The 13,121-nt window shown below is 41.6% G+C and carries 9 protein-coding genes; all 9 read left to right on the top strand.

All coding sequences use genetic code 11. The features are described 5' to 3' along the window. Positions 1 to 9 precede the first annotated feature (9 nt). The 9 genes from HQN86_RS25470 to HQN86_RS25430 are packed head-to-tail and all read left to right on the top strand — an operon-like array spanning position 10 to position 13,121. The gene (locus HQN86_RS25470; RefSeq protein WP_172663652.1) at positions 10 to 1,854 is read left to right on the top strand and encodes a RagB/SusD family nutrient uptake outer membrane protein; all 1,845 of its coding nucleotides are present in this window, start codon (positions 10 to 12) and stop codon (positions 1,852 to 1,854) included. Positions 1,855 to 1,883: 29 nt separating this feature from the next. Next, complete coding sequence (locus tag HQN86_RS25465; RefSeq protein ID WP_172663651.1) at positions 1,884 to 3,101, top strand: glycoside hydrolase family 172 protein; 1,218 nt, start codon at positions 1,884 to 1,886, stop codon at positions 3,099 to 3,101. Between the two features lies 1 nt (position 3,102). Beyond that, on the top strand, positions 3,103 to 4,935 hold the full coding sequence (locus HQN86_RS25460; protein WP_172663650.1) for a sodium:solute symporter family transporter: 1,833 nt from the start codon (positions 3,103 to 3,105) through the stop codon (positions 4,933 to 4,935). 13 nt (positions 4,936 to 4,948) lie between these two features. Then, entirely contained in the window at positions 4,949 to 5,761 is an 813-nt protein-coding gene (locus tag HQN86_RS25455) for a glutamine amidotransferase (protein WP_172663649.1), read from the top strand. Further along, positions 5,701 to 6,978, top strand: a complete 1,278-nt coding sequence (locus tag HQN86_RS25450) for a hypothetical protein (protein ID WP_172663648.1) — start codon at positions 5,701 to 5,703, stop codon at positions 6,976 to 6,978. The genes HQN86_RS25455 and HQN86_RS25450 overlap by 61 nt, the downstream gene beginning before the upstream one ends. 40 nt (positions 6,979 to 7,018) lie before the next feature. Then, positions 7,019 to 9,187: a hypothetical protein gene (locus tag HQN86_RS25445; RefSeq protein WP_216854515.1), complete on the top strand. Its 2,169-nt coding sequence runs from the start codon at positions 7,019 to 7,021 to the stop codon at positions 9,185 to 9,187. Positions 9,188 to 9,206: 19 nt separating this feature from the next. Beyond that, the gene (locus HQN86_RS25440) at positions 9,207 to 10,385 is read left to right on the top strand and encodes a glycoside hydrolase family 172 protein (RefSeq protein WP_172663647.1); all 1,179 of its coding nucleotides are present in this window, start codon (positions 9,207 to 9,209) and stop codon (positions 10,383 to 10,385) included. 29 nt (positions 10,386 to 10,414) lie between these two features. Further along, the gene (hisD, locus tag HQN86_RS25435) at positions 10,415 to 11,704 is read left to right on the top strand and encodes a histidinol dehydrogenase (protein WP_172663646.1); all 1,290 of its coding nucleotides are present in this window, start codon (positions 10,415 to 10,417) and stop codon (positions 11,702 to 11,704) included. Then, positions 11,694 to 13,121, top strand: coding sequence for a sialate O-acetylesterase (locus HQN86_RS25430; RefSeq protein ID WP_172663645.1), 1,428 nt, complete (start codon positions 11,694 to 11,696; stop codon positions 13,119 to 13,121). The genes hisD and HQN86_RS25430 overlap by 11 nt, the downstream gene beginning before the upstream one ends.

Below are 13,121 nucleotides of genomic sequence, written 5' to 3'. Positions count from 1 at the left end.
TTAGATATCATGAAAGCAACTATAATATTATTTTTTATCACCGTCCTGCTTCTTACAGCTCCTTCATGTAAGAAAGACTTTTTGAATAAGACTCCGGATGGGGACATCAATATTGACCAGGTTTTTTCCAATCCTGTTTTCGCTGAACAATTTTTAACAAATACATATTCCCATTTACCAAGAGAATTTGTATTTCCTGATAATGGAAATGGAGTTTCGATGACCAACACCTTTACCGGTGCTGCCGATGAGATGGAGCAAGGGCACGAGCCTTCTTATTGTAACAGAATGAATGATGGGACATGGAGCATAGACAATGCTACCAATGTTCAGGATGGTTGGTCAAACAGTTATCAAGGCATCAGAAAGGCAAATATCTTTATTGAAAATATCGATAAGCTTCCATTAACAGAACTGGTGACCCAAGATAAAATCAACAAATGGAAAGGGGAAGCTATCTTTTTAAGGGCCTATTATCATTTTCTATTGATCAGGATGTATGGACCTATACCTATTATTGATAAATCAATTCCTATAAATGGCGACTTTTTAGCGGAAACAAGACAACCTATATATAAATGTGTTGATTTTATTGTAAACGAGTGTAATAAGGCAGCAGAAATGTTAAATGTTCGTGTCCCAGCAAGTGACGATAGTCAGTTTGGCAGACCCACTAAAATTACTGCATTGGCATTAAAAGCACGTGCTTTACTATTCATGGCTAGTCCATTATGGAATGGGAACGCAGATTATGCTGATTTGAAACAAGATGGTGTCAGATTGTTTCCGGATTTCGCTGCTGAGAGATGGAAAACTGCTGCGACTGCAGCTAAGGCCTGCATAGATCAGGCAGAAGCTGCAGGTCATAAACTGTACAAATCTGCTACAAACGATCCTATTCTTAATTATCAGGAGTTGTTTTATGTCAATTGGAATGACGAGGTCATTTGGGTAAGAACGATGGGGGGATACCTGGATCTGGATGTTTATAGTGAGCCCAGAGGAATGCCGGGAACAGGTTTTACATTGAACGCGCCAACACAAAATATTGTTGACGATTATGAGATGGCCAATGGTGAGCGTCCTATCCTGGGATACAATGCTGATATGACCCCGATAATCAATCCTGCATCAGGTTATGTAGAAACAGGTAATACAGCTACCGATAATCCAAATTATGTTGTAGGTACCCGCAATATGTATGTAAACAGGGAGCCCCGGTTTTACGCCAGTATCATGTTTACCGGCCAAAAATATAAACCGGATCAAAGGAGTCCACTAAACGATCCGTTAAAGTTTTGGAAAGGTGCTCCGGACGGAAGGGCTACTAATAATGCAGGTAATTACAGTGAAACTGGATACCTGATGAAAAAGTTTGGTCATCCGAGCTACAAAAGGAACGGGAATACCGGTCCTAGAAAAACCTGGATATTATTTCGGTTAGGAGAGCAATATTTAAATTATGCCGAAGCACTTAATGAATCTGATGGCCCGATAGCTGATGTATACAAATATGTTAATCTGATTAGAAACCGTTCTGGTCTCCCAAATTTACCATCAGGATTATCAAAGGATGAAATGAGGGAAAAAATATGGCACGAACGGCGTATAGAGCTGGCTTTTGAAACAAATCGATATTTTGATACCCATAGATGGAAGACTGCTGAAGCCATCGATAGCAAAAATGTATACGGCATAGATGTGAATGGATTGGATTATAACATGTCAAGCGATGCATTTTATAAAAGAACTGTTGTCGAAGCTAGGGTGTTTACAGATAGACATTATTTGTGGCCAATACCTCAATACGAAATTCAAAAAAATATAAAACTGACTCAAAATCCGGGTTGGTAAAACCCAGTTAATTTTCTTAAAAATTGTTTATGAACAGATTAATTTTCAAAGGACTTATACTTATCGGATGCTGCTTTGTTTCAGCAGATTTAGGTGCTCAGGAATTGTACGATTTACCTGAGGGTAAAGAAACCCGTTGGGTTAGCCTGGAAAATCCATCTGCCGAAAAGGGTAGAGGCGCTTTGGAAAATAAAGGTGCAAAAGGGCGTGCCAGTGTCTGGGTAGGCCCGGGTGAAAAGATCATGCTAATGGATTATAACGGATGTGGTATCATAAACCGGATCTGGATGACCATTATAGATAGAAATCCGGAAGCCCTCAGGTCGATAAAACTTGAAATGTATTGGGATAATGCCGATAAGCCTGCCGTTTCTGTACCCCTGGGAGACTTCTTTGGTATTGGTTTAGGAAGGATGACTACTTTTCAAAGCGCTTTATTCAGCAGCCCGGAAGGTAGGTCTTTTAACAGTTATGTGCCAATGCCGTTTACCAAACATGCCCGAATCGTACTGGTTAATGAGGGCAGACAAAAGCAACTTTTGTTTTATGATGTGAATTTTACCAAACTTAAAAAGCACGCTAAAAAAATTGCTTATTTCCATGCTTACTGGAGCAACAGCGCTGCGGCAGGATTGGCTGAAGATTTTGAAATATTACCACGTGTCAAAGGTGAGGGACGTTTTTTGGGAACCAATATCAGTGTGATTACCGATAATGTTTACGGAACTACCTGGTTTGGAGAAGGAGAGGTAAAAGCATATCTGGACGGAGACAATCAGCATCCTACTCTTGTTGGTACCGGCACAGAAGATTACATAGGGTCTGCCTGGAACCTTGGTCCTTTTTCACAGCTGTATCAAGGTGCACCCATAGTGGATAAGGAAAAACAACAATATGCATTTTATCGATATCACATTCCTGATCCTGTTTATTTCAATGCTGATTGCAAGGTTACCATTCAGCAAATGGGCGGGGGTGGCCGGGACCTCATCAGGGGTATTGCAAAAGCAGGCGGTAAAGTAAAACCAATATCGGTAATGACCCAGAAAGGAATGGTCAAACTGATGGAAGAAGCGGGATTTCCAGATATCAATGATGATAAGTTTCCTGCCGATGAATGGGTTAATTTTTATAGGGTAGATAATTACTCCGCCACTGCGTATTTTTATCTTGATAGCCCTCAGAGCAATTTACCTGCGCTTGCACCCCTTGAACAACGATTGAAAGGAATTAAAAACAATAAATAGTATGAATTGGAACCAACCGGATATCTGGATCGTTATTAGTTACTTAATTTTAATGTTTGCGCTTTCTCTTTGGCACAGACGGTTTTCCTCTGCTAATCTGGAGAATTTTTTCCTTGGCGGTCGCAAAATACCAGGATGGTTAAATGGAATATCTTATACTGCCGCATTAGTCAGCCCTGATGCAGCCACTGGATATGGTGGATTGGCAATTGTAACTGGTTCGTTTATTTCCTGGTGGTATTTGAGCCGTTTTGGTTTAGCCTTGTTCCTTGGGGGGGTGCTTTTTGCCGTATTCTGGAGAAGATTAAACCTCTTTACTTCATTAGAGTTTTATGACCTGCGGTTTCCTGCAAAACCTGCCGCTGCTATGCGTTTGTGGATCGCAATAAGAACCTCGTTAATTGCTATGCCGGCGTGGACCGGCATCACCTTGTTGGCCGCTTATAAGATCATGGGGCCAGCATTCGGTATAACCAAAGAGGAAACCATGTATCTGGTTGTACCGATCTCCTTTCTTTTTGTTTTCTTTTCAGGGTACAAAGGGGTAGTCATGTCCAATCTGATTCAAATGGTGATCTTCTTTGTCGGTACAATTACGCTTGCGTGGCTTACTTTAAACCATTTTGGTGGCCCTCAGGCAATGACGGCTACATTGAACCAAGCTTTTGGTACCACACATCCCGAAATATTACAGATGGTGCCCCCATTAAATCATGATGTGTTTCCAATTGCTGCAGGCATGGCCTGGTTATTTGGTCAGAGCATTGGCTATGGCGGGGATGCTGCACCAATGGGTGGAGCAATGGAAGGACAGCGTATTCTTTCAACGAGAACTCCAGCAGAAGCCCTAACAATGTATGTGGTCACTGCAATTAGCATGTTTGTACTGTTGCTGCTCGTTACCTTACCAAGTATTTCAGCAGCGGTTCTGTATCCTGAGTTAAGAGCATCGGGGGCAGACAGAGAACTTGTGTATGGTCGGTTAATGAAGGATATGTTACCTGTAGGCGCCATGGGTTTGTTGGTTGCAGCTATGATGGCTGCAACAATGTCTACAGTTGGCGATAATTTGAATTTCGGTAGTCAGGTATTAGTGAGTGATATCTATAGACGGTGGTTTGTGCGTTCGGCCAGCGAAAAGCACTACCTGTTAATTGGTAAAATTGGTATGTTGATCATCCTTTCTCTCGCAATGGCAGTTGTATTTAATGTTACCATTATTACCGATGTGGCTATAGTTATGCTGCAGTTGAGTGCCGCTGAACTACCGGCAAACTGGGCGCAATGGTGGTGGTGGCGGTTTAATGGTCCTGCGCGCGTTGCTGCATCTTTTGGCGGAGCAGGTATCTTTTGCATTGTTGTGCTTGGGCCAAAATTATTGTTGTGGTCAGGCTTTTCTTCAGCACAGAAATTGATCCTGCCATGGTACTGGCAAACCATATTGGTGATGGGGCTAACAATCCTATTATGGATCACCGTTGCACTGTTAACTAAACCTGATCCGGATCAATTACTAAATAATTTTTACCAAAGAGCTAAACCGCTTGGTTTTTGGAAGCCTTTCCGGAAACTGAACAAAAATGTATTATTGAAGAAGCCGGAATTACAGCCAATATTCAGAGGGATAGGTATCGCTGTTATTGGATTTGCAGCAACCTGCCTGCTGATTTCAGGTCTTACCGAAGCTTGGTTTGGTCGCTATAACTGGGCAATGGCTGAGCTGATCGGCGCTGTTATTCTATTTATTGCCTTCAAAAAAACATCATCGGCTTACCTGGATTTTCTTTCGGCACGTTTGGAAGATGATCCTCAACATATTAATCAAAACACATAAATAAAATAATGCTATGAAAGTAAAGACAGCATTTCCCGCAGACGGGAAACACGTATTATACCTTGGTGACTGGGTTTTTCACGTCGGACCGATGTTTATTGAAACACCTTTTGGTACCGAAACAAAAGATGCCGACCTGCATTTCTATGGTGAACGTATGGTAGAGGCACTTGAACATATAACAGAAGTTACAAGTTTAGCCAATTGGGAATTATATCGTTTAGAACCCGGAAAATTAGAGGAATATTTAAAACACTCTGAATGTCTGGTTATCAGTGATGTGGAAGCCAAATGTTTTCACCTTTATCCGAGCTTTTTTGATCGTTCCCGCCGTGAAAATAAAATTGTAACCTTTCCCGATCGCTTAAACATCATCAAAGAATGGGTGTATAATGGCGGTGGCTTGATGATGCTGGGAGGATGGCTATCCTTTAGCGGTGTACAGGCCAAATCAGGATGGGGAAGGAGCTTACTTAATAGTGTTTTGCCAGTCGACTGTCTGTTGGTTGAAGATCTGGTAGAATCCTCTGCCGGGTTTACCGCTGAAGTTGTTAATCCTGAGCATCCCGCCGTAAAAGGTTTGCCGTGGGATAAATTTCCTCCGATTTTTGGATACAATGAGGTGTCTGCCAAACCAGATGCAGAGATATTGGTAAGGGTTAAGGAAACCGGTCACCCTCTGGTAGTGGCAGGAGAATATGGAAAAGGCCGCCTATTTACTTATATGTCAGATCCAGCTCCTCACTGGGGCATTAATTTCGAATTATGGGAAGGTTACGATGCCTTCTGGCAGCAGGCTTTGAACTGGGTAAAAAAGCAAAAATAAGTATGATGAGTAAAGAGCTGTTATTTGCGGGCGCTACCGTTGCTGATATTACTCCACCACTTGAGGTAGGATTACTTACTTCTTCCGTAAATGGAACTTACGAGCCTTTTGCATCAATAAGAACACCTTTATATGCAAGAGTACTGGTCGTGAAAAATAGCGGAGAAATGATTGCTGTAGTTTGCCTTGATCTTCTTGCGCTAAATGATACTTCCGTTGGCGGATGGGATAATTTTAAAAGTGAAATAGCCAGTGCTATTTCTGCGGACAGGGTGATCCTGACTTGTACCCACACCCATAATGCGCCGGAATCTGTTGCCTTGTCTGATTTGTACCTAACGGATATTTACAAGGATTGGTTAAGGAATGTACAACACAAAATTAAAGGAGCAATAGATAAGGCTATATCATTGCTAAAGCCATGCAGGGTATTTATTGGCTTAGATACCCTGGCTGGATATAGTATGCAGCGACGCATTCCTACCCCGGGTGGCGTTATCATGTCAGATTCTATCCAGCCTATTGCTCCTGAATTATTAGAAAGAGAACCCGTAGACAGAAGAATTCACAGTATCCGTTTCAAAGATGAATTGAACAATGTAATTGCCACACTAGTACATGCGGTTTGTCATCCTGTCCATGAAATGTGTATGCCACATCTATCAGCCGAGTTTCCAGGAGAATTATGCTTTGCCTTGGAAGAATCAGAGGAGAATGGTATTGCGCTATTTTTAAATGGCGCTGCCGGAGATATCAATCCGCCTACAGTTTCCTGTGGTCCGGATTATGCTGTGAAACATGGAAGAGCAATTGCTAAAGTTGTAGAAAATAGTGATCCCGAAATGATAGCTAGCCTGCCTTTCGCTTTTTTTAATCGTGCCAGGAAATTCTCTATTAGACCCGGAAGTAACATGACCAACGGAAATGATGCAATGGCAAGATTAAGCGCTATAAGGCTCGGCTTAGTGGCCATTTTATTCTTGCCAGGAGAGCCTTTTACCCAAATCGCCTACGAAATCGAACAAAATTCACCTTTTAACCAGACTATAATAGTGGCGTACGCAGAAAATAACATAGGCTATATTCCTACTGCGTTGGCCTTACAGCAAGGTGGATATGAAGTTGGGCCAGGTAAATGGTCATTTTTAGAACCCGGTGCAGAGAATATATTAATAGCAGAAGCGCTGCAGCTGCTAAAAGAACTTTATACTAATTGAGCATGCATTTTCTTTCATCCCAAAATAAAAAACCACTCAAATGAAACTAAAGAAAATTTTTAAACCCGCCTGTTTATTTCTGACAGTGATGCTGATCATCAATTTCCAAAGTAAAGGCTTAACGAAAAGCAGCAACCTCTTCTTTTACGGGAATATAAAGAACGATCTATATCTGCTGCTGAAAAGAGAGGGGTATATCCTTAAAAGATTTAGTACACCTGGTGCTGCTGTCAAAGCGGCTTCCAGAGGGTCAGGGGTGCTTATTGTCGCAGATAACTACCCGCAGATAGATCCCGCCAACCGCATTACCGCTAAAATTTTAAGTGAAGCAATGCAAAAAGGACTAAAACTCTATGTAGAGTATCCGACCTCTTTCCCCGGACTAAATATTCCTTCTGAAGCATTGGAAACTAACCTGGAAAGGGGCGTTATTACCAAAGATGTGTTTGCTGCTCCTCTAAAAAATATGAGTTTAGTGGGTATTCATAATTGCCACGTATTACCAGTGCAGGCTAAGGATCCCTTAATTGTATTGGCAAAGGTGGTTGGTTTTGATAAAGCTGAATATGGTCTGGAAAATACAAAAGCATATCCACTGCTTTTTAAACATAATAACAATATCATGATAAGTATGACTGGGCTGAGTAATTTTGAAAGGGGGCGCTATGGTCCCACGGATGCAATACAGAGTGTGTTGAAATTCATTATTTCACATTTAACTTCCCATTCGGACGTCACTATAAAATATTGGCATCAGGATGTTAAACCAATGTTTGAAAGAAGGGAGATTTTATCTGCGGGGGCACGGTTAAACAGCGTTAAAAAAGGTGCAGACTGGTTCTACAAGGGAAGATTTTTTCCGGATAAAAGTTGGTCGTCAGATGTGTCAAAATATGGAAGTGACGGTACAAAGCCTACAGGTCCTCCCATAAGTCAGTCGAGAATTAATGGTGATGGGAAATTGGGTGTTTTGGAGGGACACATCTCGACGATTTCTTATAAGGGGGATCAGGGATATCGTTATTGGATGCGGGCAGATGTACAGGGAGAGGTCGCGATGACTTTAGCTGCTGCAGGGAAGCTTTTCAATAATCAGGATTACAAGGATAAGTCGGCAAATCTGATGGAATATGTTTTTAAAAATTCAAACCTGCGTCAGGGACCAAAAAATGATCCTGCAAGCGCTGCCTATGGATTGATTGGCTGGGCGACTACCAATGCCGGTACTTTTTATGGTGACGACAATTCCCGTGCAATTCTGGGAATGATTGCTGCCTCATCTTACTTAAAAACAGATAAATGGGATAAAGAGTTGACGGAGGCCATTATGGGTAATTTCAGAACTACAGGTATAAAGGGGTTTAGAGTTGATCGCCTTGAGGAAGCTGATATTATCAAAAATGGATGGCCATATTACTGGAATAGGGATGTGGTCAACATATCGCCACATTTTGAATCATGGATGTGGGCCTGTTACTTATGGTTATATAACAAAACTGCTTACGCACCATTACTTGAGCGGACTAAAAAAGCCATCAAAATTACGATGGATGCCTATCCTGAAAAATGGCTTTGGGGGAGTAGTATGCAAACTCAGAGAGCCAGAATGATACTTCCGCTTGCCTGGCTTGTAAGAATAGAAAATACAGAGGAGCACAGGCAATGGCTGGATAAAATGATAAACGAAATTCTGAAATATCAGGATGAAAGCGGGGCGATCAGCGAAGAACTTGGAAAGGGAAAAGGGATGTTTAAGGCCTTAAATAAAAATGAAGATTATGGGACTGATGAAGGCTCACTCATATTCAGGAATGGTGAAAAGGTATCTTGTATGTTGTATACCTGTAATTTTGCGCTTTTTAGCCTTAATGAGGCTGCGGCTGCTACTGGCAATACCAAATATAAGGCTGCTACCGAAAAGCTTTCAGACTTTTTAACCCGTATTCAGGTACAAAGTAAAGTACATCCTGACCTGGATGGTGCTTGGCTAAGAGGTTTTGACTATGGGCGCTGGGATTATTGGGCATCTAATTCGGACGCGGGCTGGGGAGCCTGGTGCACTTTAACCGGCTGGATCCAAAGTTGGATTGTTACCACTCAAGCCCAGATTGAGCAAAAGGAAAGTTTCTGGGAGGTAACTGCAACTTCGAAAATCAATGACGTTGCAAAACCAACCATACAAAAAATGATGAAAGAAGCAGATAAATAATACTTAAAGCTATTCTGAGATGAAATTTAAAATGTATTTCCTGCAAGTATTTCTTCTGTTTTCTGCCAACACCATGGCGCAGACTTTCAATAATGACTTGTCTGCATTATCGCTTATTCAGCAGGGTATAAAAACCAAACGGGTGAGTAGTTATGACTCGAGTGGCGACAATCACGATAATCTGCAAAACATAAAAAGCGGGGAAAAGCGTATTATTTTTGATGTTAAAGGAACTGGAATGATCAACCATATCTGGATCACTATGGGCCCTGAACCGAACGTGTTAAGCCGTAATGATGTGATTATAAAAATGTATTGGGATGGAAATGATCGTCCCTCTGTCGAATCTCCGATAGGCCCTTTTTTCGGGCAGGGATGGAATGAATCTTACCTTTTCACCTCCGCAGTATTGGCAGCAACGCCAACAAATGGGAATGGTTTGGTTAGTTATTTTGCCATGCCTTTTTCAAAAGGTGCAAGAATTGAGATCGAGAATCAGTCGGGGAAAGACATCAGATCGCTGTACTTCTATGTAGACTATGTGGAAATGAAAAGCCTTCCCTCTAATGCCGGAAGATTTCATGCCTGCTACAATACTGAACTCACTGGTCCTGCCGATAGCGTAGAAAATGAACACTGGATGTTCGGACCGGGAATTCCAAATAAAACCGGTAAGGATAATTACGTTATTGCCGATATAAAAGGTAAAGGGCATTTTGTGGGTGTGAACTACTATGTTCACTCACCTACGCCATATTGGTACGGAGAGGGTGATGATATGATATTTATTGATGGCGATGAACATCCTTCTTTAATTGGCACCGGTACGGAAGATTACTTCAATACTTCCTGGGGTGCTCCAAAGGTGCCTTATTCAACTCCTTATTTTGGTTATCCAAAGGTTAATGATGATATCGGTTTTCTTGGAAAAACTCATATATACCGATTTAACATTGTTGATCCGATCTACTTTGATAAATCAATGAAGTTCACCATAGAACACGGTAGCATGAATGTGCTTACCCTTGATCTTGCTAGTGTGGCTTATTGGTACCAGGATAAGGCAGTTGCAGTTCCAGAAATACCTGATGCAGCGGCCAGAAAACCTATGCCAATGATAGGACCGGCAGAAATTCACAAGTGGCGCAACGAATGGCGTAAAAACAAGGGAAACGACCCCAAGCTTTGGGGAAATTAGAAATCAATAAAAAATTATAATCATAATAAATGGCCAGGTACATAAAAAAGGGAAAGAGTGAAGATGAAATTAATGAAGCAGATTCACGAGTTAGAAAAACAGTAGAAAGAATAATTAAGGACGTTTTGCTAAATGGAGATAAGGCTGTTAGGGAATATTCTGCGTCATTTGACAACTGGGTGCCTGAATCTTTTAGGCTTACCACCAATCAAATTCAGGAAATTCTTGATCATACTCCTGATCATGTTATTGAGGATATTCTTTTTGCACAAAAACAAATAAGGTTTTTTGCAGAACAACAAAGGGCGTCAATTACGGATATCGAAGTGGAGACATTGCCGGGTGTTTTTTTAGGGCATAAGAATATTCCTGTAAATAGCGTTGGCTGCTATATTCCGGGAGGGCGGTATCCAATGGTAGCTTCAGCGCATATGAGCATTATTACGGCCAAGGTTGCAGGGGTGCAACGTATCATTGCTTTTACGCCACCGATTAATAACAAAATACCCGAAGCCACAGTATGTGCCATGCATTTAGCGGGTGCGGATGAAATTTATATTCTGGGTGGTGTACAGGCCTTATGCGCGATGGCAATTGGAACAAATTCTATAAAGCCAGTTGATCTTATTGTGGGGCCTGGAAATGCTTATGTTGCCGAAGCTAAAAAACAACTGTTTGGTCGTGTAGGAATAGACTTGTTTGCTGGTCCTACCGAAATACTAGTGATTGCTGATGAAACAGCGGATGCAGAAATGGTGGCTTGTGATCTCTTGGGGCAGGCAGAGCATGGCCCGACCTCGCCAGCGGCATTAATTACAACTTCCGAAAAACTGGCTAAAGAAACATTAGTTGAAATAGAACGCCAGCTCACTATTCTACCTACTGCAGATATTGCAGGTGCCGCATGGAAAGACTATGGAACTATTATTTTGGTTTCGGATGAGCAAGAGGCTGTTCTTGAAGCGGATGCTTTGGCCTATGAACACGTGGAGGTACTTACCCATAATCCACAATATTTTCTTGATCATATGACCAATTACGGAGCACTATTTCTAGGGCCGGAAACCAATGTTGCTTATGGCGACAAGGTGATTGGAACAAATCATACACTCCCCACCGGAAGGGCAGCCAGATATACCGGAGGATTATGGGTTGGTAAGTTCTTAAAAAACTGCACCTATCAACGATGTACGCCACAGGCAAGTGTGTTAATAGGTGAGTATGCCATGAGATTATGCGAACTGGAGGGGTTTGCCGGACATAAAGCCCAGGCTGAACTTAGGGTTAATCGTTATCATAAGATTCTCAATGAAAAATAAATTTACCTCAAAACGAACAAAGATCCTGTCATTATTAGCCTGTGTAATGATCTTCTCTGGTTTTTCCTCTTTTGGTAATATCCGTTTGCCGGCAATTATAGGTAATAATATGTTGTTGCAGCAAAAAATGGATGTTAAACTGTGGGGCTGGGCAGATCCTAATGAAAAAATTTCGATCACCACATCATGGAATCAAAAATCTTATCAGGTTGTTGGGGACAGGGACGCAAAGTGGCAAATTACTGTGCCTGGTTCAGGTGCTGGGGGGCCTTACACGATTGTTTTTAAAGGAAAGAACCTGATTACACTTACTAACATACTAATAGGTGAGGTATGGGTTTGTTCCGGTCAGAGCAATATGGAAATGTGTGGCAACTGGGGATTAAAAGATATCAAAGAAGAACTACCACAGGCCTATAATAAGAATATACGGTTCTTTTGTATACCTAAAAAATCGGCAAGATATCCTCAGGATGATGTAGAAGGAAGCTGGGAAGTATGCGACAGTAGCGCTTTGAAGACATTTAGTGCTGTTGGATATTTCTTTGGTAAAAAATTAAATGAAAAGCTTGGTACCCCAATTGGGTTGATCGGGGCAAGCTGGGGAGGATCTGCTGCGGAAGTATGGACGCCGGATAGCCTAGTAAATGCAGATACTGCTTTAAAGTCAGCTGCCTCCCGGATACAGCCAAGTGGGATGGTTCCATATCATCCGGGTTATGCTTATAACGCGATGATTGCACCGATAACGAATTATTCAATTGCCGGTGCAATTTGGTATCAGGGAGAAAATAATACGGAAACTGCCAATACCTACAGCAAGTTATTTATTACGCTGATAGATGCTTGGCGGAAGGCATGGCAAAAGGACTTCCCATTTTATTATGTTCAGATCGCTCCTTTCAGCTACAAAAAGGTAAATAGTGGCGCACTTTTGCGTGAAGCACAATTGCAAAGTATGTCTCATCCCAATACTGGTATGGTAGCTACAACTGATCTGGTTACAGATGTCAATAACGTGCATCCTGAAAATAAGCATGATGTAGGTTGGAGACTTGCCAATTGGGCATTGGCCGAAACCTACGGACACAAAATACATGCATATAAAAGTCCCGTTTATACGCACGTCAGTTTTGAAAAGAACAAGGCTTTAATAACCATTGCCAATGCATCAGCAGGAATGGTTATTAAAGGAGAGAAAGTTAACGATATAGAAATTGCAGGTAAAGACAGCATATTTTACGCAGCCATGGCAACTTTAAAGGATAATAAAATAATCGCCTGGAGTGATTCTGTTAAACATCCTGTAGCACTGCGTTATGCTTTTCATGACACTTCGATTGGCAATGTTTTTAATAAAGATGGATTGCCATTGATTCCATTCAGAACCGATAACTGGCCTATAGTCACACCATAA

Source organism: Pedobacter panaciterrae (assembly GCF_013204795.1).
GTDB lineage: Bacteria > Bacteroidota > Bacteroidia > Sphingobacteriales > Sphingobacteriaceae > Pedobacter > Pedobacter panaciterrae.
This window is presented reverse-complemented; position numbering and strand designations above follow the sequence as displayed.